This window comes from Acidihalobacter sp., assembly GCF_037381185.1.
Taxonomy (GTDB): Bacteria; Pseudomonadota; Gammaproteobacteria; order DSM-5130; family Acidihalobacteraceae; genus Acidihalobacter_A.
On sequence record NZ_JARRQY010000026.1, the window covers coordinates 24726 to 48435 of the forward strand.

At 65.1% G+C, this 23710-nt stretch carries 28 protein-coding genes and 1 other RNA gene; 17 read left to right on the forward strand and 12 right to left on the reverse strand.

Annotated elements, in window-relative coordinates:
- The first annotated feature begins 33 nt into the window (after window positions 1-33).
- The 7 genes from gcvT to ilvA all read left to right on the forward strand — a co-directional run bounded on the left by gcvT (window position 34) and on the right by ilvA (window position 7199).
- Entirely contained in the window at window positions 34-1119 is a 1086-nt protein-coding gene (gene gcvT / locus P8014_RS10230) for a glycine cleavage system aminomethyltransferase GcvT (protein WP_337817222.1), read from the forward strand.
- Window positions 1120-1177: 58 nt separating this feature from the next.
- Window positions 1178-1570, forward strand: a complete 393-nt coding sequence (gene gcvH / locus P8014_RS10235; RefSeq protein ID WP_337817223.1) for a glycine cleavage system protein GcvH — start codon at window positions 1178-1180, stop codon at window positions 1568-1570.
- A gap of 101 nt (window positions 1571-1671) precedes the next feature.
- Window positions 1672-3030 carry an aminomethyl-transferring glycine dehydrogenase subunit GcvPA gene (gene gcvPA / locus P8014_RS10240; RefSeq protein WP_337817224.1) on the forward strand — a complete coding sequence of 453 codons (1359 nt, stop codon included), beginning with the start codon at window positions 1672-1674 and terminating at the stop codon, window positions 3028-3030.
- Window positions 3031-3082: 52 nt separating this feature from the next.
- The gene (gene tpx, locus P8014_RS10245; RefSeq protein ID WP_337817225.1) at window positions 3083-3580 is read left to right on the forward strand and encodes a thiol peroxidase; all 498 of its coding nucleotides are present in this window, start codon (window positions 3083-3085) and stop codon (window positions 3578-3580) included.
- A 49-nt stretch (window positions 3581-3629) separates the two neighbouring features.
- Window positions 3630-5111, forward strand: coding sequence for an aminomethyl-transferring glycine dehydrogenase subunit GcvPB (gcvPB, locus tag P8014_RS10250; protein WP_337817263.1), 1482 nt, complete (start codon window positions 3630-3632; stop codon window positions 5109-5111).
- Between the two features lie 63 nt (window positions 5112-5174).
- Entirely contained in the window at window positions 5175-5534 is a 360-nt protein-coding gene (locus P8014_RS10255) for a diacylglycerol kinase (protein WP_337817226.1), read from the forward strand.
- 153 nt (window positions 5535-5687) lie between these two features.
- Window positions 5688-7199: a threonine ammonia-lyase, biosynthetic gene (gene ilvA / locus P8014_RS10260; protein WP_337817227.1), complete on the forward strand. Its 1512-nt coding sequence runs from the start codon at window positions 5688-5690 to the stop codon at window positions 7197-7199.
- A 30-nt stretch (window positions 7200-7229) separates the two neighbouring features.
- Here ilvA and P8014_RS10265 read toward each other — a convergent pair whose 3' ends face one another.
- The 5 genes from P8014_RS10265 to P8014_RS10285 form a co-directional block, all read right to left on the reverse strand.
- Complete coding sequence (locus P8014_RS10265; RefSeq protein WP_337817228.1) at window positions 7230-7565, reverse strand: hypothetical protein; 336 nt, start codon at window positions 7563-7565, stop codon at window positions 7230-7232.
- Window positions 7566-7624: 59 nt separating this feature from the next.
- The gene (locus P8014_RS10270) at window positions 7625-8302 is read right to left on the reverse strand and encodes a glutathione S-transferase N-terminal domain-containing protein (protein WP_337817264.1); all 678 of its coding nucleotides are present in this window, start codon (window positions 8300-8302) and stop codon (window positions 7625-7627) included.
- Window positions 8302-8754 (reverse strand): EVE domain-containing protein, encoded by a 453-nt coding sequence (locus tag P8014_RS10275; RefSeq protein WP_337817229.1) that lies wholly within the window; start codon window positions 8752-8754, stop codon window positions 8302-8304. Before P8014_RS10275 ends, P8014_RS10270 begins: the two co-directional genes overlap by 1 nt.
- 70 nt (window positions 8755-8824) lie before the next feature.
- Window positions 8825-9997: an MFS transporter gene (locus tag P8014_RS10280; RefSeq protein ID WP_337817230.1), complete on the reverse strand. Its 1173-nt coding sequence runs from the start codon at window positions 9995-9997 to the stop codon at window positions 8825-8827.
- The gene (locus P8014_RS10285) at window positions 9994-10401 is read right to left on the reverse strand and encodes a hypothetical protein (RefSeq protein ID WP_337817231.1); all 408 of its coding nucleotides are present in this window, start codon (window positions 10399-10401) and stop codon (window positions 9994-9996) included. The genes P8014_RS10280 and P8014_RS10285 overlap by 4 nt, the downstream gene beginning before the upstream one ends.
- Window positions 10402-10618: 217 nt before the next feature.
- On the opposite strand from P8014_RS10285, the gene P8014_RS10290 reads away from it, so the two are divergent.
- Window positions 10619-11605, forward strand: a complete 987-nt coding sequence (locus P8014_RS10290) for a helix-turn-helix domain-containing protein (protein WP_337817232.1) — start codon at window positions 10619-10621, stop codon at window positions 11603-11605.
- A gap of 6 nt (window positions 11606-11611) precedes the next feature.
- Here P8014_RS10290 and P8014_RS10295 read toward each other — a convergent pair whose 3' ends face one another.
- From P8014_RS10295 to P8014_RS10310, 4 genes are all read right to left on the reverse strand, one after another.
- The gene (locus P8014_RS10295) at window positions 11612-12199 is read right to left on the reverse strand and encodes a 5-formyltetrahydrofolate cyclo-ligase (protein ID WP_337817233.1); all 588 of its coding nucleotides are present in this window, start codon (window positions 12197-12199) and stop codon (window positions 11612-11614) included.
- A 41-nt stretch (window positions 12200-12240) separates the two neighbouring features.
- Window positions 12241-12425, reverse strand: a non-coding RNA gene (gene ssrS, locus P8014_RS10300) — 6S RNA.
- A gap of 84 nt (window positions 12426-12509) precedes the next feature.
- Entirely contained in the window at window positions 12510-12800 is a 291-nt protein-coding gene (locus P8014_RS10305; protein WP_337817234.1) for a cell division protein ZapA, read from the reverse strand.
- On the reverse strand, window positions 12797-13030 hold the full coding sequence (locus P8014_RS10310; protein ID WP_337817235.1) for a TIGR02449 family protein: 234 nt from the start codon (window positions 13028-13030) through the stop codon (window positions 12797-12799). The genes P8014_RS10305 and P8014_RS10310 overlap by 4 nt, the downstream gene beginning before the upstream one ends.
- Before the next feature lie 139 nt (window positions 13031-13169).
- Here P8014_RS10310 and P8014_RS10315 point away from each other — a divergent pair, with 139 nt between their 5' ends.
- The 5 genes from P8014_RS10315 to P8014_RS10335 are packed head-to-tail and all read left to right on the forward strand — an operon-like array spanning window position 13170 to window position 17822.
- Complete coding sequence (locus P8014_RS10315) at window positions 13170-13448, forward strand: hypothetical protein (RefSeq protein ID WP_337817236.1); 279 nt, start codon at window positions 13170-13172, stop codon at window positions 13446-13448.
- A gap of 1 nt (window position 13449) precedes the next feature.
- A complete protein-coding gene (locus tag P8014_RS10320) occupies window positions 13450-14007 on the forward strand; it encodes a UPF0149 family protein (protein ID WP_337817237.1) in 558 nt (185 codons plus the stop codon).
- A 53-nt stretch (window positions 14008-14060) separates the two neighbouring features.
- Window positions 14061-15374: a Xaa-Pro aminopeptidase gene (pepP, locus tag P8014_RS10325; protein ID WP_337817238.1), complete on the forward strand. Its 1314-nt coding sequence runs from the start codon at window positions 14061-14063 to the stop codon at window positions 15372-15374.
- A 13-nt stretch (window positions 15375-15387) separates the two neighbouring features.
- Window positions 15388-16611, forward strand: coding sequence for a 2-octaprenyl-6-methoxyphenyl hydroxylase (ubiH, locus tag P8014_RS10330; protein ID WP_337817239.1), 1224 nt, complete (start codon window positions 15388-15390; stop codon window positions 16609-16611).
- Window positions 16596-17822, forward strand: a complete 1227-nt coding sequence (locus tag P8014_RS10335) for a UbiH/UbiF/VisC/COQ6 family ubiquinone biosynthesis hydroxylase (protein ID WP_337817240.1) — start codon at window positions 16596-16598, stop codon at window positions 17820-17822. Before ubiH ends, P8014_RS10335 begins: the two co-directional genes overlap by 16 nt.
- Before the next feature lie 100 nt (window positions 17823-17922).
- Here the strand turns inward: P8014_RS10335 and P8014_RS10340 are convergent, their stop codons facing one another.
- From P8014_RS10340 to P8014_RS10350, 3 genes are all read right to left on the reverse strand, one after another.
- On the reverse strand, window positions 17923-18162 hold the full coding sequence (locus P8014_RS10340) for a hypothetical protein (protein WP_337817241.1): 240 nt from the start codon (window positions 18160-18162) through the stop codon (window positions 17923-17925).
- A 190-nt stretch (window positions 18163-18352) separates the two neighbouring features.
- On the reverse strand, window positions 18353-19579 hold the full coding sequence (locus P8014_RS10345; RefSeq protein ID WP_337817242.1) for an HDOD domain-containing protein: 1227 nt from the start codon (window positions 19577-19579) through the stop codon (window positions 18353-18355).
- 127 nt (window positions 19580-19706) lie between these two features.
- Entirely contained in the window at window positions 19707-20288 is a 582-nt protein-coding gene (locus P8014_RS10350) for a hypothetical protein (protein WP_337817243.1), read from the reverse strand.
- Between the two features lie 90 nt (window positions 20289-20378).
- Between P8014_RS10350 and P8014_RS10355 the strand changes: the two genes are divergently transcribed.
- The 4 genes from P8014_RS10355 to P8014_RS10370 all read left to right on the forward strand — a co-directional run bounded on the left by P8014_RS10355 (window position 20379) and on the right by P8014_RS10370 (window position 23604).
- Complete coding sequence (locus P8014_RS10355) at window positions 20379-20672, forward strand: FeoA domain-containing protein (protein WP_337817244.1); 294 nt, start codon at window positions 20379-20381, stop codon at window positions 20670-20672.
- Window positions 20669-20923, forward strand: coding sequence for a FeoA family protein (locus tag P8014_RS10360; RefSeq protein WP_337817245.1), 255 nt, complete (start codon window positions 20669-20671; stop codon window positions 20921-20923). Before P8014_RS10355 ends, P8014_RS10360 begins: the two co-directional genes overlap by 4 nt.
- A 63-nt stretch (window positions 20924-20986) precedes the next feature.
- On the forward strand, window positions 20987-23320 hold the full coding sequence (gene feoB, locus P8014_RS10365; protein WP_337817246.1) for a Fe(2+) transporter permease subunit FeoB: 2334 nt from the start codon (window positions 20987-20989) through the stop codon (window positions 23318-23320).
- A 2-nt stretch (window positions 23321-23322) separates the two neighbouring features.
- A complete protein-coding gene (locus tag P8014_RS10370) occupies window positions 23323-23604 on the forward strand; it encodes a FeoC-like transcriptional regulator (RefSeq protein WP_337817247.1) in 282 nt (93 codons plus the stop codon).
- The last annotated feature ends 106 nt before the right edge of the window (window positions 23605-23710 follow it).

Consider the following 23710-nt stretch of genomic DNA (forward strand, 5'->3'; position numbering starts at 1 on the left):
GGACCGGCCTCGAAACCTTGAGGAACCTGATTCATGTCGCAGCGCACGCCACTTTACTCCGAACACGTCGCCGCGAGCGCCAAGCTGGTCGATTTCGCCGGCTGGGAAATGCCGCTGCACTACGGCTCCCAGCTCGAGGAGCACCATCAGGTGCGCCGTGACGCCGGGGTGTTCGACGTCTCCCACATGACCGTCGTCGACCTGGCGGGGGCCGGCGCCTGCGATTTCCTGCGCTATCTGCTGGCCAACGACGTGGCCAGGCTGAAGACGCCCGGTAAGGCGCTGTACGCCTGCATGCTCACGCCCGAAGGCGGCGTGATCGACGATCTGATCACCTATTGGCTGAGCGGCGAGCGCTACCGTCTGGTCGTCAACGCCGCGACGCACGACAAGGATCTGGCCTGGCTCCAGGAACAGGCCGGCGCGTTCGCGGTCACGCTGCACGAGCGCGGCGATCTGGCGATGCTGGCGGTGCAGGGGCCGAATGCGCGCGAGCGGGCCGCAGCGGTGCTGGGCGGCGATGGCGCCGAGGCCGCGCTGGCGCTCAAGCCCTTCAGCGGCGTCGAACTCGGCGAGCGCTTCGTGGCCCGCACCGGTTATACCGGCGAGGACGGTTTCGAGATCATGCTGCCGGCGGACGAGGCGGCCGCGTTCTGGCGGGCGCTGCTGGCCGCAGGGGTCAAGCCCATCGGTCTCGGCGCGCGCGATACGCTGCGCCTGGAGGCGGGCATGAACCTGTACGGTACCGATATGGACGAGACCATCAGTCCGCTGGAGTGCGGCCTGGACTGGACCGTCGCCTGGGAGCCGGCCGAGCGTGATTTTATCGGCCGCACGGCGCTGGAGAGTCAGCGCAAGGCCGGCGTGTCGCGCCGTTTCGTCGGTTTGGTGCTGGAAGGGCGCGGCGTGCTGCGCGGTCACCAGCGCGTGGTCGTCGAGGGCATTGGCGAGGGCGAGACCACCAGCGGCACGTTCTCGCCTACACTCGCAGTGGCGATTGCATTGGCACGCGTGCCGGCGGACATCGGCGAGCGTTGCGAGGTGGATATCCGCGGCAAACTGCTCTCGGCGCGCGTGGTGAAGCCGCCGTTCGTGCGCAATGGCAAGTCCTGTCTTTAGATAACGGGCCCGGAGGGCCTGCGAACCTTTCAGAATAACTTTTTCGGAGACGCAAGCGATGAGTGATCACCCATCCGATCTGAAGTACACCAAGAGCCACGAGTGGGTGCGCGACAATGGCGACGGCACCTGTACCGTCGGCATCACCGATCATGCCCAGGAACTGCTCGGAGATCTGGTGTTCGTCGAAACCCCTGAAGCCGGCTCGCGGCTGAGCGCGGGCGACGCCTGCGCCGTGGTGGAATCGGTCAAGGCCGCCTCCGACGTGTATGCGCCGCTGACTGGGGAAGTCGTGGGCGGCAACGAAGAGCTGGCCGATACGCCCGAGCTGGTCAACCAGTCCGCGCATACGGACGGCTGGCTGTTCACCATGCGCCCCGATGACGCCGATGCCGTGGCAGCGCTGATGAGCGCCGCGGACTACGACGCGTTCCTCGAATCCGAGGGTTGAGCCCCTCCATTCCACGCGCAGACGACAACGGACCACGGAGCGCCGCAAGGCGTTCCGTGGGAACCCGGGGCGCGTTGGCTACGCTGTGCCGAGACTCATTCATGCCTTTCATACCGCATACCCAAGACGAAATCGACGCCATGCTGGCCGCCATCGGCGTGCCGCAGATCGAGACGCTGTTCGACGAGATTCCAGCGGGACTGCGCAGCTCGGCGCTGCAGGCGGTGCCCGAGGCGCTGTCGGAGATGGAGGTCGCGCGTCTGATGCGCGGCCGCGCGGCGCAGGACGCCGGAGCGCTGAGCTTCATCGGCGCGGGCGCCTACGAGCACCACATCCCGGCTGCGGTGTGGGAGATCGCCACGCGCGGCGAATTCTATAGCGCCTACACCCCCTATCAGGCCGAGGCTTCGCAGGGCACGCTGCAGCTGATCTACGAATACCAGAGCATGATGACCGGGCTGACCGGCATGGAAGTCTCCAACGCTTCGTTGTACGACGGCGCCTCCGCGCTGGCCGAGGCGGTGCTGATGGCCGTGCGGCTCAACCGCAAGTCCAAGTCGCGGCGGGTGCTGATGCCGCGCAGCGTGCATCCGGCCTACCGCGCCACCGCGCACGCCATCGTCCACGCCCAGGGCATCGAGCTGGTCGATCTGCCCTTCGACGCCGCCAGCGGACGCCTCGATCCGGCCGCCCTCGAAGCCTATGCGGACCAGGACATCACCGCTCTGGTCGTGCCGCAGCCCAATTTCTTCGGTGTGCTGGAAGAGGTCGACGTCCTGACGGACTGGGCCGCAGAGCACGGCGTGACGCTGATCGCCGTGGTCAATCCGCTGACCTTGGCGGTGCTCGAGCCGCCGGGCGGATGGGGCGGCGCGGGTGCCGACATCGTGGTCGGTGACGGCCAGCCGCTGGGGGCGCCGCTGTCCTCCGGCGGCCCTTACTACGGCTTCATGTGCACGCGTCAGGCGCATGTGCGCCAGATGCCCGGGCGCCTGGTCGGCAGGGCCATCGATGCTGATGGGAAGCCTGGTTTCGTGCTCACCCTGCAGGCTCGCGAACAGCACATCCGCCGTTCCAAGGCGACCTCCAATATCTGCACCAATCAGGGCCTGGTGGTGACCGCCTCGACCATTCACATGGCGCTGCTGGGGCCGGAAGGCCTGGCACGCGTGGCGGCGGCGAGCTACGCCAATACCCATGCCCTGGTAGAGCGCCTGCGTCCGCTCGGGGCCGAGCCCGTATTCGGCGGCGAATTCTTCCACGAGGTGGCGCTGCGCCTGCCGCGCGCCGCCGCGCCGGTGCTCGAGCACATGGCTGCGCAGGGCGTACTGGGTGGCTACGAGTTGGGCGGGGACGGCTACGGCATGTCCGACGCCGTGCTCGTCTGCGCGACCGAAACCAAGACCGAGGACGACCTGCAGCGCTACGTCGAAGCGCTTGCAAGCGCACTGGAAGCCTGAGCGGGCGCGCTATGCCCGCGACGGTTTCCCCACCAAGGAAAGGAGAGAACTCATGGCGAACATCACTCTGCACGGCGCCCCCATCAATACCAACGGCGAGCTGCCTGCCGTCGGCAGTCAGGCGCCCGATTTTCACCTGGTCGACGGCGATCTCAACGACGTGAACCTGGCGACCTACGCCGGCAAGAAGAAACTGCTCAACATCGTGCCCAGCCTGGACACGCCGACCTGCGCGACGTCCACCCGCAAGTTCAACGAGTTTGCTCGTCAGCGTGCCGATGTCGTGATGCTGGTGATTTCCGCGGACCTGCCTTTCGCGCAGAAGCGCTTCTGCGGGGCCGAGGGCGTGGACAACGTGCTGCCGCTCTCGCTGATGCGTACGCGCGGTTTCGCCAAGGATTACGGCGTGCTCATCGAGAACGGCCCGCTGGCCGGCATCACGGCGCGCGCCGTGGTGGTGCTGGATGCGGACGACCGTGTGCTGTACACCGAACTGGTGCCCGAAATCGGCGACGAGCCGAACTATGACGCCGCCCTCGCGGCGCTTTGAGTGGTTGGGAGCCGCGGTTTGACCGCCGCGGCGCCCCACCAATGACCGAATCGAGTCTACCGAGATGTTGATCTTCGAACATTCCAAGCCGCAACGCCGCGCCGCCGCGCAGGCGCCGCTCAACAAAGCCGCGCTGGACGGCCTGCCCGAGCGCTTCCGCCGCACCACGGCGACGGGTCTGCCCGAGGTCTCGGAGCTGCAGGCGGTACGCCACTACACGCGCCTGTCGCAGAAGAATTTTTCCATCGACACGCAGTTCTACCCGCTGGGTTCGTGCACGATGAAATACAACCCGCGCGGCGCGAACACCCTGGCAATGTTGCCCGGCTTCCTGGACCGGCATCCGTATGCGCCCGAGGGCTTCAGCCAGGGCATCCTGGCTACGCTGTTCGAGCTGCAGACCATGCTTGAGGACGTCACCGGCATGCGCGGCGTGTCGCTCACGCCCATGGCCGGCGCGCAGGGCGAATTCGCCGGCGTGGCCATGATCCGGGCCTACCACCAGGCGCGCGGCGACGCTGCCCGCAGCGAGATCATCGTCCCCGACGCGGCGCACGGCACCAATCCGGCGACTGCGACCATGTGCGGCTATGCGGTACGCGAGATACCCACCGATGCCGACGGTGACGTCGACATGGATGCGCTGCGCGCGGCGGTCGGTCCGCAAACCGCCGGCATCATGCTGACCAACCCGTCCACGCTGGGCGTGTTCGAAAGGCGTATCCACGAGATTGCCGGGATCGTGCACGAGGCCGGCGGCCTGCTGTACTACGACGGTGCCAATCTGAACGCCATCCTCGGCAAGGTGCGCCCGGGCGACATGGGTTTCGACGTTATCCATATGAACCTGCACAAGACCTTTTCCACGCCGCACGGCGGTGGCGGGCCGGGTGCCGGTGCGGTGGGCGTGAGCGAACGGCTGCTGCCCTTCCTGCCGGTGCCGCTGGTGGCGCGCGATGGCGAGGGCTACCGTCTGCTCGACGAAAACGACCGGCCGCAAAGCATCGGCCGCCTGTCGGCATTCATGGGCAACGTCGGAGTTCTGCTGCGTGCCTATGCCTACATGCGCATGCTGGGCCGCGAAGGCATGAGCCGGGTGGCCGAGTTCGCCACTCTCAATGCCAATTACCTCGCCAAACGCCTGGACGAGGCGGGGTTTGCGCTGGCCTATCCGCGGCGCCGCGCCACCCACGAGTTCGTGGTCACGCTCAAGCGCGAGGCCAAGGAAACCGGCGCGACGGCGATGGATTACGCTAAGCGCCTGCTGGATTTCGGTTTTCACGCCCCGACCACCTATTTCCCGCTGCTGGTGCCCGAGTGCCTGCTGATCGAGCCGACCGAGACCGAGGCCAAGGATGCGCTGGACGGTTTCGTGGCCGCCATGGCCGCCATCCGCGCCGAGGCCGAGAGCGATGCGGCGCGGGTCAAGGGTGCGCCGTACACGCAGCCCAACCGCCGTTTCGATGAGGTGCGCGCCGCGCGCGACCCCGATCTGCGCTGGCAGCCAGCCGCTTCCGACCCGGGGACGTAACGGCCGAGTAATGCATATGACACCTTTCCTGGATAGGCTGGGAGCCGAACCTGGGAGAGGTGGATGAGTAGCGGCTGCAATACGGGCTTCAGGCGTATTCTCAAATCCTTCGTCTACTCGTGGCGCGGCCTGCGTGCGGCGTTCACGCACGAGGAGGCGTTCCGGCAGGAACTGGTGCTGGCGGCGCTGTTGGTGCCGCTGGCGCTGTGGCTGGGGCATGATGGCGTGCAGCGTGCCCTGCTGGCCGCCAGCGTGATTCTGGTGCTGATCGTCGAACTGCTCAATTCGGCCATCGAAGCGGCTATCGATCGCTTCGGCGGTGAGCGCCATCCACTTTCCGCGCGGGCCAAGGACATGGCTTCGGCAGCGGTGTTTCTGAGTTTCATCAACGCCGCGGTGATCTGGGCGGTAGTGCTGCTTTGACCTCGCCCGAGAGGGTCTAGAGGGGGAGGCAGGCGCGTCCCCGGCTCTTTCCGGACTGTCCGGCGCCCATTTCAAGAGCAAGCTTCGGCAACACTCCGCGACAGGCTCCCAAGCGGCTTGCGGGGTGCCGCCCCCGCCCTGTATCTTCGTCCGATGGACGATTACGTAAGACGCATTCTCACCGCCCGGGTCTACGATGTGGCGCAGGAAACGCCGCTGGACCCGGCCCGCTCACTCAGCCGCCGCCTCGACAATCAGGTGCTCCTCAAGCGCGAGGACCTGCAGCCGGTGTTTTCCTTCAAGCTGCGCGGTGCCTATAACCGCGTTGTGGCGCTGACCGAGGAGGAGCGCGCGAAGGGGGTGATTACCGCTTCGGCCGGCAATCATGCTCAGGGCGTGGCATTGGCTGCCCGGTACCTCGGCGTGCGGGCGGTGATCGTGATGCCGCGTACCACCCCGGCGATCAAGGTCGACGCGGTGCGTGCGCTGGGTGGCAAGGCCGTGCTCGAGGGCGACAATTTCGACGAGGCCTTCGCACACACGATGACCTTGGTCGAATCGGAGGGGCTGGTGTTCGTGCCGCCCTTCGATGATCCGCTGGTCATCGCCGGGCAGGGCACCGTGGCGATGGAACTGCTACGCCAGCAGGCGGGCCTGATCGACGCGGTGTTCGTGCCGGTCGGCGGCGGTGGCCTGATCGCCGGTATCGCGACCTATATCAAGTCGCTGTCGCCGCAGACCAAGGTGATCGGCGTGGAGGCCGACGAGTCGCCGTCCATGTACGAGGCGCTGGCGCGCGGGCGGCGCATACGCCTCAAGCAGGTCGGGATCTTCGCCGACGGCACTGCGGTGCGCCAGGTCGGCAAGGAGCCGTTCCGCTTGGCGCGCAAGTACGTGGACGAGGTGATTCTGGCCAACACCGACGAGATCTGTGCGGCGATCAAGGACATTTTCGACGACACGCGGGCCATCGTCGAGCCTTCGGGCGCGCTGGCCGTGGCCGGACTGAAGAGCTGGGTGGCGCGCGAGGGCGCTCAGGGCAAGACGCTGGTGGCGATCAACAGCGGCGCCAATATGAACTTCGACCGCTTGCGCCACGTCGCCGAGCGGGCCGAGATCGGCGAGCGCCGGGAGGCGATGTTCGCGGTGACCATCCCGGAGCGTCCCGGCAGCTTCAAGCGCCTGTGCCGGATCATCGGCAAGCGTCCGATCACCGAGTTCAATTATCGCTATGGCGCTGCCTCCGAGGCGCACGTGTTCGTGGGCTTGCGCATGAACGAAGGCGACGCCGAGCGGCAGGCGATCATCGAGCGGCTGAGCGACAAGGGCTACGATGTGTTGGATATGACCGACAACGAGATGGCCAAGCTGCACATGCGCTACATGGTCGGTGGCCACGCCCCGCCCACGGATAACGAGATCGTCTACCGCTTCGAGTTTCCGGAGCGGCCGGGCGCGCTGCTCAGTTTCCTCTCGCACATGGCCGAGACCTGGAACATCAGCCTGTTCCACTACCGCAACCACGGCATGGACTTCGGCCACGTGCTGGTGGGTATGCAGGTGCCGCGGGACGACTACCCGGCCTTTCGCCAGTTCCTGGACGAGATGGGATATCCGTACTACGAGGAGACGGACAACCCGGCGTATCGTCTGTTCCTGTCCTGAGCCGCCGCCGCGGGTTGCCCGCGGCGCGTCTTACTTGCCCCGTTCGCGCAGGGCCTCGTCGTTGTAGGCGGCGTCGATGCCGGCGATGAACTTCTCCACGAAGCGCAGGCCGTCGACCGGAGCGTCGTCGGCGAAGTACTTGAGCCGGGTCTGCCCCAGCGCGTTGATGACGCTGGTACGCTCCGGCAGCACGGCGTCGGCGTCGGCCAGCTCAAGGCGTTCGGCGAGGGTGCGGACCATCTCCGCGGCATAGTCGCCGGCGGCGACTTCCCCGCGCGCCGCCGCCAGGGTGTCGGCCGGGCTGCCGGCGAGAATGGTCAGGTCGGTGCGCTGGTCGATGTGGCTGAGCAGTTCGGCGAAGGTCATGCTGTTCTCCTGAAAGTGCTGAATGCGAAGGTGTCGGAATTTGGATGCCGCGCCGGAGGTCAAGCGGCGATCAGCCCTTCCTCGAGATCGAGGCCGCAGGCTTCGCCGACCCGCTGCAGGTAGTACATCATGTCGATCGGCAGGCTGACGCCGTCGAGTACTTGCAGCGGGAACAGGTCGGCGGCGAGCAGCAGATCGGCGATGCTGGGCTGACCCATGTAGAAGCGCTGTTTGGCCAGGTGACGGGCGAGTTCGTCGAGTCGGGACATGCGGCTGAGCTGGCTGAAGCCGTCGTAGCGGTCGTTGGCCAGGGCTTCCAGCGACATGCCGAAACGATTCTGCACCTCGCCTTTGTAGGCGGCCAGGGCCGCGGCATCGCGGCCGATGTCGGCAAACGCCGGCCTGCCTGGGACGTAGAGACGTTCGAGCACGTGCGCCACGCCGGCGCGCCATTCGAGCAACGCCTGCCAGGCGGCCTCGTCGATGCGCCCGGCGACCAGAGGTGGGCCGTCGGGGAAGAGATCGTCGATGTCGCGCAGGATCTGCACCGAATCGGTGAGCAGGCTGCCGTCGTCGAGGCGCAGTACCGGTACGCTGCGGGCGACGCCGAGTTCGAAAAAGGTCTCGTCGTCGTCGTAGACGAGCGGATGGTCCTCGAAGTCGGCGCCCTTGAAGCCCAGAGCCAGACGCACGCGCTGCGCTTCGGGCCAGGACCAGAAGTGGTAGAGCGCGGGCATCATTCGAGCCCGAGGATGAATTCCCAGTGTTCAGGCTCGACCGGCATGATCGACAGGCGGTTGCCCTTGCGCAGCAGCGCCATGCTTTCGAGTTCTGGATATTCGCGCAGTTCGGCGAGTGTGATGACGCGTTTGAGCTTGCGTTCGAACTCGACGTCGACCAGCTGCCAGCGCGGATTGTCGGGATCGCTCTTGGGATCGTAGTACTTGGCTTCCGGGTCGAAGGCTGTCGGGTCCGGATGCGGTGTGCTGGCGATGCGCATGATGCCGGCGATGCCGATCGGATCGGCATTCGAGTGATAGAGGAAGGCCTTGTCGCCGAGCTGCATCCGGTCGCGCATGAAGTTGCGCGCCTGGTAGTTGCGGATACCGTCCCAGGGTTCGCGGCCTACGTGTTCAAGGTCGTCGATGCCGAACACGTCGGGTTCGGATTTCATCAGCCAGTACTGCATGTCCGCCTCGTCTTGGTGTCGTGCACGATGGCGCAGTATAAACCAAGCGCATTGCTGGGTTGATGGCGGTTCAGCGGCCGAACAAGGCCGGCAGGCACGCGCCGAATGCGCAAACGGCTAGGATGTTCAGCGCAGCGTTCATGCCTACCGCAGCGTTGGCCAGCGGACCCAGGAAACTGGCCAGCGCGAAGGTTCCGAACAGCAGGCCGAAGGCGGAGTCGGCATGCCCCTGTTCGACGACGTACGAGGCCAGCGCGGGAAGTTTGCCGGCCATACCTCCGAAGCTCAGGCCGATGAGCAGCGGATAGACGGCGAACAGCCGTGGCCCCGCGCCATGCCATGCGGTCAGGAGCAGCAGTCCGGCTACGGCGTTGATTGCCAGCACGGCATTGCGGCTGAAGCGTGCGCCCAGCGCATCGGCGAGAATTCCGAAGCCCAGGCGTCCGAGGCCGTTGCCCAGGGCCATCAGAGAGACGGCGGCGACGGCGAACGAAGCGCTGAAGCCGAGGCCGCGCGACAGCTGCCCGATCGCGGCGAACGAGGCCGAGCCGAGCGGGGCCGCCGCCAGCACGCCGATCAGCGCCCAGCGCAGGCGTGCATGTCTGACCATATGCCACAGGGTGATGCGTGTGGCCGATCCCTTGCTGGAGACGGCGGGCGACGTGGCGGGCAGCCGGAGCCAGGCCAGCCAGCCGAGTGCGGCGTAGCCGAGGAGCAGCACGGCGAGGGCGGGCCGCCAGCCGAGTTGCGCGTTCAGGCTGTCGAATACCGGGGCGCTTACGGTCGACGACATGCCGTACAGGGCCAGCAGGCCGCCGCCGAGACTGCCGCGCCGGGCGGGGTAGAGTCGCGCGACCAGGGCGATGCAGGCGGCCGTCGACAGCCCGGCGCCGACCCCGAGGGCGATGATGCTGTAGCCGAGCATGAAGGGCAGCGGCGAATTCCAGGCGATGGCGATCACGCCGCCGGCGGTAAACAGCGCGAGCGCCGCTGCCAGGAGCGTCTTGGGCGATATCCGGGCCAACTGGCGGCCGGCAAAGACGACCGATGGCAGCAGCGCCAGCGGCGTGAGCGAAAAGGCCAGGTTGAGCGTGGCGTGGGACCAGCCGCTTTGCAGGTGGATGGCCGGCGCGATGGCGCCCCAGGAATAGATCAGTCCGAAGATGAACTGGAACGGGGCGAGCAGCAGCAGCGCAAACCAGCCGCGTGCGGCGCCTGGCTGCGCCGCGTCGACGGCGCTCACGCGATTTCCATGGCGATATCCGAAAACAGCCGCTCTGAAGCGGCCGTGCCCAGCACCAGGCCGCGCTTCACGTGCAGGCGGGATTGCGGCCCGGTGGTGACGATCCTGTCGTGGATGAGTCTGTCCAGGGCGGCGCTGTGCTCGGCGTCGCACACGCGGTGCAGGTCGATCATGTCCTCGTCCCGCAAGGTCAGGAGCAGGTTGCAGGCGTAGGCGAAAAGTCCATATACGGTATGTGCGTAGTATTTGAACGTTCGCAGCAGTCGTGCGGGATCTTCGCCGATCAGCTGATGCTCGACGACGAGGCCGGTATGCAGGCTCATGATCTGCTCGATATCGGATGTTGTCGCGAGCTTGGTGTGCATCGCCGCCTGGGCGGTCTGTTTATGCAGTTCGGCAGCCATTGGTGTGTTTCCTTGGTGGTTGTCGGGACCGGTTGGTAGACCGCATACATCGTAGACATGGTGCCCAGGCGCGATTTGTCCGTGCCGGTACCTGGCTGTTGACCCTGAGTGAACTCGTACGCCGCTGGGAACTCCAAACACAGAGGCGTTGCTGCGCGGAGTAGGAGGAAATCCCCGCCGCCGACGGGCAAGCCTTAGAGCGACAGGCAGAAGGAATATGAACGATTCGAATGGGAATGCCGGTGTTGCCGAATCCGGTTACCGGCGTCGGTGGGAACGGCTGCTGGACAACATCTTTGCACCGGGGCGGGTCACCGGGTTCTCCGGCGGGCGTATCGAACGCAAGTTCCAGACTCCGCGCCTGCTGGCCGCCCAGATCTCACTCGCGCCGCAGATGATCGAGCATAGACCCTCGGATCTGCAGTCGCTGCCGGCCGAGAGCAGGGCCTCGGTTATTGCGCATGTGGTGCTCGAGGGCAGTGGGTTTATCGAGCAGGGCGGCAAGAACATCTCCTTCGGCCAGGGCGATGTTTCCTTTCGCAGCTTCGATGCCCCGTCACGGGTCGTGTTTGCGACGCCGGCGAAAATTTTTGCGATAAAGCTGCCGGCCGGCGCCCTGGGGCTGACGATCGGCGGCCGCCCGGGCTCGCTCCTCGCATCGCCCAAGGTCGTTGGCCGAAGCCGCTTGCTGGTCGATGTCGCACAGCGCCTGTTGTGCGGTATTTCGGATGGAGCTGCTTCCGACATCGAGCGTTTGTGCGCCTTGTCGGCGGTGTCATGGCTCGTCGCCGGTGCATATCACGGCGATGCTCCGCCCCGGGCCGATTCGCCGACGCGCAATGCCTTGCGTTGGCAGATGGCGATGGCCTATGTCGAGGGGCATCTGTTCGAGTCGGAGACGGTGTCGCCGACTTCGTGCGCCGAAAACATCGGCATTTCGACACGCTATCTGCACAAGCTGTTTGCGCAGCAAGGGCTCAAGTTCTCAAGGTTCGTGCTGGAGCGACGACTCGAGGCGGCGTACGCCTTGCTGCGCGACACGGCCTACCGTTCCCATTCGATCGCGTCGATTGCCTACCAGTGCGGCTTCGCTAGTGCGGCGCACTTCAGCCGCAGTTTCCGCGGCCGTTTCGCGATGTCGCCGAAACAATGCCGAAACCTGCCCATTCTGCGTTTCGAGGGGCCGCTGGATTCGGCCAGGTGATGGAGCTTATCTGAAGAAACGAAACGTACGGCTCGGCGTGACCGCCCCGTCCAGCACCACGTCCCAGTATGCGCGGTGCAGTTTGCGCACGAACTGGAAATCGTATGCCAGGCCGATCAGGCGCGGGCTGAGCGGCAGCGGCCGCTGGCGCAGCCAGGCGAAGGTGCGGTCGTAATAGCCGCCGCCCATGCCGAGGCGGTTGCCGCGTGGGTCGAATCCGACCAGCGGCATGAACACCATGTCTAAGGTCTGCGGAGGTAGGTGGCCTCTGGCCGAGGTGCGCGGTTCGAGGATACCGAAGCGGTTGCGCCGCATCGGGGTTGCCGGAGTCCAGCGTCGGAAGAGTATGTGGCCGTCGGGTTGTATGCAGGGCAGGAAAATATGCTTGCCCTGCCTGTGCGCGGCATGGATCAGTGGCGAGCAGTCGATTTCACCGTTGATGGCCAGATACACGGCGATGCGTCGGCTGCGTCGATAGTGCGGGGACAGGGCCAGGCGCCGAGCGATGGATTGTGCGGCACGTTCACGGGCCGGTCCGGACAGAGCGCTGCGGCGCTTGCGCAATTCGAGCCTGAGGTCGCGGCGCGAGAACATTGCTCAGTAGGCGGGGCAGTGGAAAGGGCAAAAAATAAGGACACACTCCGTAAGTGCCGTGGCGACCTTCGACCTTGAACCAAGGGTTCAAGTGGGAACTTCGGCAGGGGAACTTAGGCTCTCCGCCAAAGGCGGATATGCGCATGCCCTCCTACAAACCGGCTCCCGGGGTAAGCAATTAGGCTCAAGGGTACTACCCAGCCGCTCACGAACACCACAGAGGTGTCCATGGACCAACTATAACACGTGAGGCCGGTGGCGGGAGAAGATGCAGACGCGATGGATATTCCCGGAGTGGGAGCGGGGTGTCTCAGGCCAGCGCTTCGTCTATGCGCTGGGTCAGGCGGCGCAGCCGCTTGCCTAGGTCCTGGTCGAATTCGTGCTGGTTGGTTTCGCGCTGCATCAGCTCGTGCACGAAGTTCAGCGCGGCCATGACGGCGATGCGTTCGGTTCCAATGACGCGCCCGTGGTCACGGATGTCGCGCATGCGGGCGTCGAGTTGGCGTGCAGAGGCGATCAGTGCGTCGCGCTCTTCCGGAGGGCACATCACCCGGTATTCCTTGTCGAGAAGGTGTACGTCGACCGCGACGGACTGGCTCACGGAGCCTCCTCCATGGCTTTCAGACGATTGATCATGGCTTCGACGCGGCTCTTGGCAATTTCGTTTTTCTCCAGGAGAGAGCCGCGTTCGTGTTGCAACTGCTGCAGTTGGCGCTGCAGACCCTGGTTTTCCTCGCTCAGGCGCGTGCAGCGCCGCGCGAGTTCGGTCACGCGCTCTTCCAGAGCGGAAAGCGCCTGTTCGGTAGGCGAATTGTCGGCGTGCGCGGACATGCGGCAAATATAGGCGTGCACAGGTGTCGAATCAACCACGGCCTTGCCCAGCAGGGTGTGGCGGCGGGGGAGTGGGTGCTAACATGCGCGGCCTGCGGAAGGCTATGGCGGACGGTATATGGTGCCAGACGATTCTTCAATGCAATGCGATAATGACAAGGCGGTGGTGATCGAAGGCGTCGCCCACAACGGCAAATCCTGCCGGATCGTCGACAATACCGGCACGGTGGCATACGAAGAGCTGGAAGCGCTCTTGGCGGAGTTGATCGAGCAACGCAGGTTCGGCTTGTCGGGGCGTTCTCTGGCGGGCGGGGACAGTATTCGTCTGGGCGAACCGGACTTCACTCATATTCAGCTCGGCGGTGAGCTGTACCGTTTCATCCTGCTGCCTTACGAGGCACGCATCGAGGTATTTTGAATTGACTGACCCTTACGCGATTCTGGAAGCGCAGCTAGGCCGTTCGGGCGCAGACTTGGGGCCCGCGGAAGCGCATGGATTGCTCTGCGGCCTGCTTGCCGTGGATATCGCGACGCCCTCGGAGCGCTGCATGAACGAGGTGATGAAGGGCGTGGTTCCACAGGATGAGAGCGCCGCGACTACGAGCCGGCTCATGGATGCGCTGATCAAACAGGCGCGTTCCAGCCTGGTCGATGAGGACTTCGAGTTTCAGCCCTTGTTGCCGCGCGCGGATGCACCGCTGACCGAGCGGGTGCAGGCGCTCGGGCGCTGGTGCGAGGGCTTCGCCGCGGGAGTCGGTCTGGCCGGGATGAGTTCCCAGCGCGCCGCCGCCCTGCCGGAATCGGTGGACGAGTTTATCCGCGACATCGGAGAGATTGCCCGCGTCGAGCCCGCCGACGAAGACGACGAGGATGCCGAGGAGGCGTACACCGAACTCCTCGAGTACGTACGCGTTGGCGTGTTGGTGGTCGGGGAGGAACTGCGTCCGCCCTCATCGCCGCTGCCGGGCGTACACTAGGTTGCAAATAATTTGCATTTCTGAGGGTCCATACGGTTTAACGAGGATTTGCCATGCCGATCAATGCCAAGGAATTCGCCCGCCGCCGCCGCCAGTTGATGCGCATGATGGGGGATGGGGCAATTGCCGTGCTGCCCGCCGCGCCGGTGCGTGTACGCAACCGCGATGCCGACTACCGCTATCGCCAGGATAGCGATTTTCTGTATCTGACCGGCTTCCCCGAGCCGGAGGCGGTCGCCGTGCTCATTCCTGGGCGCCCGCAGGGCGAGTACATTCTGTTCTGCCGTGAACGGAACCCGGAAATGGAGACCTGGAACGGGCGCCGGGCCGGCCAGGCGGGGGCGGTGGGGAAGCATGGCGCCGATGATTCCTTCCCCATCGACGACATCGATGAAATCCTGCCGGGCCTGCTGGAGAATCGTGCGCGTGTCTACTACAGCATGGGCCGGGATACCGAATTCGACCGTCGTTTGATGGCGTGGATCAACGTGATCAGGGCGCAGTCGCGTACCGGGCGCCAGCCCCCTCACGAGTTCATTTCGCTGGAGTATCTGCTGCACGAAATGCGCTTGTTCAAGTCCAGCGCCGAACTCAAGACCATGAGCAAGGCGGCGGAGATCTCGATCGAGGGGCACAAGCGCATGATGTCGACGTGCCGCCCGGGCATGCACGAGTACGAAGTCGAGGCGGAGTTCATCTACACCGCCCGGCGCCACAATGCCGATCTGGCCTACCAGTCGATTGTCGGCGGCGGCGCCAACGGCTGCATTCTGCATTACGTGGACAACGACGAGTTGCTGCGCGACGGCGAATTGCTGCTGATCGACGCCGGCGCCGAGTACGATGGCTACGCCAGCGACATCACTCGCACCTTCCCGGTCAGCGGGCGCTTCAGCGAAGCCCAGCGCGAGGTCTACGAAGTCGTGCTGGCCTCGCAGGAGGCGGCGATCAAGAAGGTCAAGCCCGGCAACTCCTGGGACGATCCGCATGCGGCGGCGGTGCGCGAACTGACCAAGGGTCTGATCGACTTGGGGCTGCTCAAGGGCAAGCCGGCGAAATTGATCCGCGAGGGCGCCTACCGCCGGTTCTACATGCACCGCACGGGACACTGGCTGGGCATCGATGTGCACGACGTGGGCGAGTACAAGGTGGATGGCGAGTGGCGCCTGCTGGAGCCGGGCATGGTGATGACCGTTGAGCCGGGGCTCTACATCACCGCCGAGGCCGACGTGCCAGATCGCTTTCACAACATCGGCGTACGCATCGAGGACGACGTGGTGGTGACCAAGGACGGCCACAAGGTGCTGACCGAGGACACGCCCAAGAGCGTGGCCGAGATCGAAGCGCTGGTCGGTACGGCGGCCTGAGCGGCGAATACTCGTGGAAGACGCTTTCGACATCCTGATCGTCGGCGGCGGCATGGTCGGGGGTACCCTGGCCGCAGCCTTGGCCGGCGGACCCTGGCGGGTAGGGGTGATCGAGGCTCGGCCGTACGGGGCACCCGACCAGCCGAGTTACGACGAGCGCAACATTGCGCTGGCCTACGGTTCGCGCCGGATCCTCGAAGCGGTGGGCATGTGGCCGATGATATCGGCGGAGGCCGCCCCGATCACGCATATCCACGTCAGCGACCGCGGCTATTTCGGCGCTGCGCACGTGGATGCGCGGGAACAGGGCGTGCCGGCACTGGGATACGTGGTGGCCAACCGCCTGGTTGGCGCGGCTCTGATGCCGCTGCTGGAGGCCGCGGATGCGGTGGAGCTGCTCGCGCCGGCAGCGGTGGAGACCGCCCAGGATCTGGGCGATGAGGTAGAGGTTCGCGTGAACACGTCCGATGGCGCGCGCTTGCTGCGCACGCGTCTGCTGGTGGCCGCCGACGGCGCATCCTCGCCGGTACGCCAGGCGCTGGGGCTGACGGCACGGACCGAGCGCTACGGCCAGAGCGCGGTGATCGCCAACGTCAGCGTTGACCGGCCGCGCCTCGGCACCGCCTACGAACGCTTTACCGACAGCGGGCCGCTTGCCCTGCTGCCGCTGGGTGGCGAGCGCTACTCGCTGGTCTGGACGCAGCGCGAGGAGGCCGCCGCCGCGGTGCTGGAGTGGAGTGACGCGGACTTCCTCGCCGCGCTGCAGGAGCGTTTCGGCTGGCGTATGGGGCGCTTCGTCGCGGTCGGCCGGCGGGCAGCCTATCCACTGCTGATGGTGCGTGCGGAACAGGCCTGGAGTGGGCGTACTGCGCTGGTCGGCAATGCGCTGCACAGCCTGCACCCGGTCGCCGGCCAGGGATTCAACCTGGCGCTGCGCGACGTGGCGGCCTTGCTCGAGGTACTGCAGGATGCGCGCGACCCCGGCGCTGCGGAGGGTTTGAACCGCTATCAGCGCCTGCGCGAACCGGATATGGCGCGCGTCATCGCCTTCACCGACCTGCTGGCCAGGTTGTTCGCGCGCGAGGCGCCGCTGCTCGGGCATCTGCGCGCGACGGGATTGCTCGCGGCCGACTGGCTGGCGCCGCTGAATCGGATCATGGCGCGCCAGAACATGGGCTTGATAGGCCGGCCCACGCATCTCGGCAGCGGACAGGAGCCTGCATGGCATCGGACCTGAAGGAATTCGACGTTGTCGTGGTCGGCGGCGGCATGGTGGGCGCCGCGCTGGCCGCCGCGCTGGGGCAGGCCGGGCGTTCCGTGGCCGTGGTCGAGGCGCGGCTGCCGCCGGCTTTCCGTGCCGAGGACGATTACGACTTGCGGGTATCAGCGGTCAATCGCGCTTCGCAGCACCTGTTGGAGAGAGTGGGCACATGGCCGGGAATCATCGAGCGCCGCGCCAGCGCCTATCGCTGCATGAGGGTGTGGGATGCCTGCAGTGCGGGCGAGATCGAATTCGACGCGGTCGAAATGGGCGAACCGGATCTGGGACATATCGTTGAGAACCGGGTCATCCAGGAAGCGCTGCTCGAGCGCCTGGAGCAGCTCGACAGCGTGCGGCTGCTGGCGCCGTTCGGCGTCGAGACGCTGGAGTTGGGCGAGCGTGGCGTGTGCGTCGGCTTGAGCGATGGCAGGGAGCTGCAGGCGCGCCTGGTGGTGGGTGCGGACGGCGCGCGCTCGCGTATCCGCGAACTGGCCGGCATGCAGCGCAGCGCCCGGGACTACGGACAGACGGCGATCGTGGCCACCGTGACCACCGAGGTGCCGCATGAGTCGACCGCCTGGCAGCGGTTTCTGCCGACGGGACCTCTGGCATTTCTGCCCTTGGGCGATGGCCGTTCTTCCATCGTCTGGTCAGCGACCGGCACCGAGGCGGAACGGCTGTTGGGGCTGGACGATGCCGATTTCCGGCATGCGCTGGCACGCGCGGCGGATCTGCGTCTGGGCCGCATTACGGCCTGTAGCAAGAGAGCCGGTTTTCCGCTGGTGGGGGGGCAGTCCTATCCCTATGTGCGAGCGCGCGTCGCATTGATCGGCGATGCGGCGCACAGCATTCATCCGCTTGCCGGGCAGGGTGTCAACCTCGGTTTCATGGATGCGGCCGAACTGGCCGGTGTGCTGGATTCCAGCTTTCGCGATCCTGGTTCGATGCTCGTGCTGCGCCGTTACGAGCGTGCCCGCAGGGGCGAGAACGAGACGATGATGCGGCTGATGGAGGGGTTCCGGCTGCTGTTCGGCAGCCAGTTGCCGCTGTTGCCCTGGGTGCGCGGGCGCGGCATGGCTCTGACCGGTACGGTACAGCCGCTCAAGCGGCACTTGATGGCGCACGCGCTGGGTACGGCCGGGCGGCGTCCCGAGCTGGCGACGCCGTTCGTCGATCCGGTGCGCTAGAAGCTTGTTCTAGGGGCGTTTCGGGCGACTCATCCACGATTCGCGCCCGGCACCTGCCCCGCATTCAGAAGAACGGCAGGCCGGCTGATGCCGACAGGTTCTAGTGTTCGTGCCCATCGGGACCGTGCACATGCCCGTGCTCGAGTTCCTCGGCGTTGGCTGCGCGCACTTCCACTACGGTAACGTCGAAATTCAGCGGTACGCCAGCCAGCGGATGGTTGCCGTCGATGGTGACCTCGTCGCCCTCGATGGCGGCGATGCGTACGACCTGCATGCTGCCGTCGTTGGCCTGGGCGTGGAACTCCATATCGACGGCCAGTTCGTCGACGCCCTGGAACATGCTGCGGTCGATGACCTGAATAAGCCCCTCGTGATGTTCTCCATAGGCTTGGGCATAACGACGGCGTCGTTGCAGATTTGCATGTCAGGCCTCGTGGCTTTTCGTGAATTGACTGCGCCGGGCGCAGTGCGCACAGTCTACGCGATGGTGCGGCGACCTTCATACCCCGCAGGGCCGCCGGCAATGCTCTTCAGGCGGCTTGTGGTGTCAGCAGGTTCTTGATTTCGGCGAGCTGCTGCTGGCCTTCCTGCAGCAGTGCCTGGATGCGTTGGGGGTCGGGTGGGCCAAGGGCGAGGCGCGCATAAGAGGGCATGTCCTCGAGCGCGGGCAGGGTGGCTTCCGGGGGGGCGAGCATGCGTTGCGCGACTATGATCAGGTCGGCGTAGTCGGTCGTGTTCAGCAGTGAGTCACGCCGCCATTCTTCGGCGTTCTGGATGATTTCCCCGAAACTGTTGTCCAGATCCCAGTAGTCCAGCACCAGCAAGCCGACTGGCACGCGCAGGTGGCGCAGGGCGCTTTCGATGGCTTCGATATCCCCAAGGAGAGACTCGCGTTCGGCGTAGAGCAGGATCGGTACGCAGCCGATGTCGTGCAGCAGTCCAGTCAGCTGTGCATGGTCGGGGTCGAGTTTGCCGTAGTGCCGGGCAAGCACGGAAGCCAGTGAGGAGGTCTGCACGCTGTGTTCCCACAGCGCATGCATGCGCTCGCGGACCAGGGGGGTGTGCGCGTTGAATATCTGACTGACGGCTATGCGGGTCGCCAACGAGCGGGTCGCCTCGAAACCCAGGCGGACGACTGCCTCGGTTAGACTGTTGATCGGCTGCGCGCCGCGCACGGCGGCGCTGTTGGCGGAACGCAGCACGCCGCCGGCTACGACGGGATCGATCTGCACGATTTGGGCGATTTCCTGTACCGAGACGTCGGGGCGCATGGCGGCGTCGCGAATACGCATGGCGACTTCCGGCATGCTCGGCAGGTTCAGCGTGCCGTCCTTGACGGCCTGGTAGATGTGGTAGAGCAGTTTGCCTTCTGCGTCGTTGATGGGGGTGTCCTGGACTTCGTAGTCGGACACTCTCTGTTCCCGCAGCAGGAGGTCGAACATCGCTCGATCGAGACGCAGCAGGCGGACCGGGCCACGGCTCTGTGCGGTCAAGGGGCCCCGGCGAGTTTCGAGCGGGAACAGTGGGCGTTTCGCGCGGGCGCTACCGGCCTCGATGGTGTCTTCCCGTGTGCCCTCGGTCAGGTACAGAGTGCCTTCCAGGAGGTAGGTCATCCAGCGCCCCGGATTCGTGTCCTCGATCCGTCGGCGTGAGGGCAAATCGATGACGGTAGCCTTGTCGGCCAGGCGGGAACGGTTCGCCGAGGTTAGTTCATGCAGGGGGATGAATTTGTCGAGTAGTGCCGGGTCCGTGCTCATTAAGCATCCAGAAATGTTGGGTGGCGCTTCGCGCAAGCCGTCCGGGCTGCGTCGGCTTGGTAGTAGACATGGAGAATACGATGCCAGCTCACGATGCGCGAGTGGTGTTGTTGCCGTATGGTGTGTTTCACGACGCGAAATGTCTTTGCCGGCGGCCCGGTTGCACCCGCGGCTGATCTGTCCGGCCGTAGTGGGAACAGGGGCCGGTTCCTTGCGATAATGGGTCAAACCACGCCGGTACCAGTGAATGTCGTTGTGTCTTTCCGAACAGTCCCGGGAGCAGCGTCTCGATGACGCCGAGCGATTGTGCGCGCAGCGCGGCGTGCGTTTCACGCCGCTGCGGCGGCGCGTATTCGAACTGCTGCTCGAGCATGCCAAGCCTGTCGGCGCGTACGATCTGCTCGATGAACTGCGCAATTCCGGCTATGCCGATGCACCGCCGACGATTTACCGAGCGCTCGAATTCCTGCGCGCGCAGGAATTCGTGCACCGCGTGCGTAGCACCAATACCTTCGTAGCCTGCACTCATCCAGGCGCGAAGCATGATGGCCTGCTGTTGCTTTGTCACGGCTGCGGCCGGGCCGAAGAGGTCGATGCCGCTCCGGCGGTGGGCGCATTGCAGCGTCAGGCGGCGCGTCTGGATTTTCAACCCGACAGCCAGCTGATCGAAATCGATGGTTTGTGTCAGGAGTGTGTGCAGTTGCAGCAAGAAGAAAATCTTGAATAAGAATGGTTCTCATTTATGCTGTTTGATGTATACTGCGTCTATCGCAGCATCCCGTTATCGTGGAGTTCAGTCATGCGTTTGTTCCAGGCCGTTTCCGAGGTTGAAGTACAGACCGCTCCTCCGCCGTCCGTATCGGCGTCGAGTTTCCCTCTTGTGCTGGCTGCTGCGGGTGAACGTGTGCGCATCATGGAGTTGGCTGGGGGCTGCGGCATGGTCAGGCGGCTGGAGGCGATGGGCCTGCGAGCCGGCAGCGAATTCGAGGTGCTGCAGCGAGAGGGGCCCGGCGGCATGCTGATCCAGTTGGCGGGTACGCGTCTGGCGCTGGGTATGGGGATGTTGCACCGCATCCGGGTCATCCGGCTATGACGGCGGAAGCATTCAACGAGGCGCTGACGCTCGCCGGGCTCAAGATCGGTGAGAGCGGCAGGGTGCTGGGCTATGCCAAGACCGAGGCGGTCTATCGCCGCCGCCTGCTGGCGATGGGGCTGACGCCGCGTACCGAGTTCACCGTGGTACGCGTAGCGCCGTTGGGGGATCCCGTTGAGATCCGCGTGCGTGGCTCCGCGCTGACTCTGCGCAAGGACGAGGCGGTGGCTTTGCGCATCGAGCGGTGCTGAGAAGCGGTTTTTTTCGGGGCTTTTGATGTTAATAATTCTCAATAGCTTTGGGGTTTTGCTGCAATGAGTCGCTATACCATCGGTTTGATCGGCAATCCCAATTGCGGCAAGACGACCTTGTTCAACGCGTTGACGGGCTCGCGCCAGAAGGTGGGTAATTGGCCCGGCGTGACCGTCGATCGCAAGGTCGGTTTGTTCGACCTGGGCGACGATCAGGTCGAGGTAGTCGATCTGCCCGGGACCTATTCGCTCGATGCTGTTTCAAGCGCTTCGCTGGACGAGGCCATTGCGCGCGATTACGCGCTGTCCGGGGAAGCCGATCTCATCGTCAACATCGTCGATGCCTCGAATCTGGAACGAAATCTCTATCTCACCACCCAGTTGATGGAAATGCGTGTGCCGGTGGTGTTGGCGCTCAATATGCTGGACATGGCCCGCGAGGGTGGCGTGCGCATTGATCTGTCCAAGCTTGAGAAGAGGCTGGGTTGTCCGGTGGTGCCTCTGGTCGCGGCCAAGGGCGAGGGTGTCGAGGGGCTCAAGCAGCGGGTGGTGGAGTTTGCGAAAACGGGACTCAAGCGCGGCGTGGAACTGGAATACGCGCCGCCGATAGAAGAGGCTCTGACCGCCATCGAACCTCTGCTGAACGATTTCGCTGCCGAGCATGAAGTCGACGCGCGTTGGCTGGGCGTGAAGCTGCTGGAAAACGACCCCGGCGTCTCTGCGGCAGTGGGTGCGCAGGTACGCACCGAGGCCGAACGCCTGCAGGCTGCGATAGAGGAGCGTCTGGGCGAGGAGGCGGACGTGATCATCGCCGACGCGCGCTACACCTTCGTCCATCAGGCGCTGAGCGAGACGATGCAACGCCAGGGCGAGGTCAGGCGCACGCTGACCGACCGTCTCGACCGCATTGTGCTCAACCGGTTTCTGGGTATCCCCATCTTCCTGGGCGTGATGTATTTGCTGTTCGTGCTGAGTTTCAACGGCGGCAACATTTTTTTGGATTTCTTCAACGGCATCACCCATGCGGTGTTCGTCTCGGGGCTGGGGCATGTGCTGGCGAGTCTGGGTAGCCCGCAGTGGCTGATCGCGCTGCTGGCGACGTCGGTGGGCGGCTCCATCGAGCTGGTGTCGACCTTCATCGCGCCGATCGGCATGACGTTCCTGTTCCTGTCGATACTCGAGGATTCCGGCTACATGGCGCGGGCGGCTTTCGTCATGGATCGTTTCATGCGCCGCATCGGCCTGCCCGGCAAGGCTTTCGTGCCCATGATCGTCGGCTTTGGCTGCAACGTGCCTGCGGTGATGGCCACGCGTACGCTGGAGGAACCGCGTGAGCGGCTGGTGTCGGCGCTGATGCAGCCGTTCATGTCTTGCAGCGCGCGGCTGGTCATCTACATGGCCTTCGTGACGGTGTTCTTCCGCCAGCACGGCGGGCAGATCGTTTTCGCCCTGTATGTGCTGGGCATCGTTGCCGCCATCTTTACCGCGTTCCTGCTCAAGCGCACGGCCTTGAAAGGCGACGCCACGCCGTTCGTGATGGAAATGCCGACCTATCACGTGCCGACGCTGCGCGGCATGACGCGCAGCACCTGGGAGCGGCTTTCCGTGTTTCTGCTGCGGGTGGGCAAGGTGATCATCATCGCCTCGGTGGTGGTGACCGCATTGTCCAGTTTCAGCCCCACGGGCCGGCCGTTGTCCGATGCGCAGGTCGGCGATTCGGCGCTGGCGGCGATCGGCAAGACGATCACGCCGGTGTTCCATCCGATGGGGATCACGCAGGAGAACTGGCCCGCCACGGTCGGTCTGCTCTCCGGCGTGGTGGTCAAGGAAATCGTCGTCGGGACGCTCAACGGCGTGTATAGCAAGATGGATGCAGGGGCGGCGGCGCAGGCCGGTGAAACGCCGCCCGCCTTCGACTTCTGGGGCGAGATCGGCGCGGCCTTCGCAACCATACCCGAGAATGCGCGGGCCTTCGCCTCCGGCTTCTTCGACCCGCTCGGTTTCAGTAACCTCCACAGCGCCGAGCAGAGCAATCTCGAACAGGCTGCAGCAGCGCAGGGAGTGGAAACCTCGACGCTGACCCGCATGGGGGCGCTGTTCACCGTGCCGGCGGCGATCGCGTATCTGATTTTCGTGCTGCTGTACCTGCCCTGCGTGAACACCATGGCTGCGATCTACCGCGAGACCGGCAGCCGCGCCTGGACCGCATTCTCCATCGCCTGGGGTATCGAACTCGCCTACGGGCTGGCTGTGCTCTACTACCAGATCTCTACCTTTGGTGAACACCCGGCCCAATCACTGGGCTGGGTGGTTGGGGTACTGGCGGTGTTCGTGGGGACGGTATGGGCGCTGCGGCGCAACGGACAGCGTCGCGAACTTGCTGCCGCACAGGTGTAATCGTGAGTCCCAGCGAGGTCAAACGCTATCTGCAGACGCGCGGCATCGCGCCGTTGAGCGATCTGGTCAACCGCTTCGGCTGTGACGCCGAGGCGATGCGTGGCGTGCTCGAATTCTGGGAGCGCAAAGGACGTGTAAAGCGATTGGAGACCCGGGTAGGCTGCGCATCGGGTTGCTCCGGTTGTCCAGGTGGGACGTGCTCGACACCGGCGTTGAGTGCCGTCTACCAGTGGGTGGAAAGCGCCGGGGAACACCCGCGCCGGGTCATCTCCATCGCATCCTAGGGATACGCTGATTAGATGGCTACGCGGGCAGTTTCTGCTACGTTACGCGCCGCTCGCTCCCTCGCCTATCGACTTGATATGTCTCACTCGCTGCGCTGCGTCGGCC

What these genes read in the sequence shown, in the direction of transcription:
- gcvT (WP_337817222.1), top strand. Translation starts at nt 34, where the DNA reads ATGTCGCAGCGCACGCCACTTTACTCCGAACACGTCGCCGCGAGCGCC.
- gcvH (WP_337817223.1), top strand. Translation starts at nt 1,178, where the DNA reads ATGAGTGATCACCCATCCGATCTGAAGTACACCAAGAGCCACGAGTGG.
- gcvPA (WP_337817224.1), top strand. Translation starts at nt 1,672, where the DNA reads ATGCCTTTCATACCGCATACCCAAGACGAAATCGACGCCATGCTGGCC.
- tpx (WP_337817225.1), top strand. Translation starts at nt 3,083, where the DNA reads ATGGCGAACATCACTCTGCACGGCGCCCCCATCAATACCAACGGCGAG.
- P8014_RS10255 (WP_337817226.1), top strand. Translation starts at nt 5,175, where the DNA reads ATGAGTAGCGGCTGCAATACGGGCTTCAGGCGTATTCTCAAATCCTTC.
- ilvA (WP_337817227.1), top strand. Translation starts at nt 5,688, where the DNA reads ATGGACGATTACGTAAGACGCATTCTCACCGCCCGGGTCTACGATGTG.
- P8014_RS10265 (WP_337817228.1), bottom strand. Translation starts at nt 7,565, where the DNA reads ATGACCTTCGCCGAACTGCTCAGCCACATCGACCAGCGCACCGACCTG.
- P8014_RS10270 (WP_337817264.1), bottom strand. Translation starts at nt 8,302, where the DNA reads ATGCCCGCGCTCTACCACTTCTGGTCCTGGCCCGAAGCGCAGCGCGTG.
- P8014_RS10275 (WP_337817229.1), bottom strand. Translation starts at nt 8,754, where the DNA reads ATGCAGTACTGGCTGATGAAATCCGAACCCGACGTGTTCGGCATCGAC.
- P8014_RS10285 (WP_337817231.1), bottom strand. Translation starts at nt 10,401, where the DNA reads ATGGCTGCCGAACTGCATAAACAGACCGCCCAGGCGGCGATGCACACC.
- P8014_RS10290 (WP_337817232.1), top strand. Translation starts at nt 10,619, where the DNA reads ATGAACGATTCGAATGGGAATGCCGGTGTTGCCGAATCCGGTTACCGG.
- P8014_RS10295 (WP_337817233.1), bottom strand. Translation starts at nt 12,199, where the DNA reads ATGTTCTCGCGCCGCGACCTCAGGCTCGAATTGCGCAAGCGCCGCAGC.
- P8014_RS10310 (WP_337817235.1), bottom strand. Translation starts at nt 13,030, where the DNA reads ATGTCCGCGCACGCCGACAATTCGCCTACCGAACAGGCGCTTTCCGCT.
- P8014_RS10315 (WP_337817236.1), top strand. Translation starts at nt 13,170, where the DNA reads ATGCAATGCGATAATGACAAGGCGGTGGTGATCGAAGGCGTCGCCCAC.
- pepP (WP_337817238.1), top strand. Translation starts at nt 14,061, where the DNA reads ATGCCGATCAATGCCAAGGAATTCGCCCGCCGCCGCCGCCAGTTGATG.
- P8014_RS10335 (WP_337817240.1), top strand. Translation starts at nt 16,596, where the DNA reads ATGGCATCGGACCTGAAGGAATTCGACGTTGTCGTGGTCGGCGGCGGC.
- P8014_RS10340 (WP_337817241.1), bottom strand. Translation starts at nt 18,162, where the DNA reads ATGTTCCAGGGCGTCGACGAACTGGCCGTCGATATGGAGTTCCACGCC.
- P8014_RS10345 (WP_337817242.1), bottom strand. Translation starts at nt 19,579, where the DNA reads ATGAGCACGGACCCGGCACTACTCGACAAATTCATCCCCCTGCATGAA.
- P8014_RS10355 (WP_337817244.1), top strand. Translation starts at nt 20,379, where the DNA reads ATGCGTTTGTTCCAGGCCGTTTCCGAGGTTGAAGTACAGACCGCTCCT.
- P8014_RS10360 (WP_337817245.1), top strand. Translation starts at nt 20,669, where the DNA reads ATGACGGCGGAAGCATTCAACGAGGCGCTGACGCTCGCCGGGCTCAAG.
- feoB (WP_337817246.1), top strand. Translation starts at nt 20,987, where the DNA reads ATGAGTCGCTATACCATCGGTTTGATCGGCAATCCCAATTGCGGCAAG.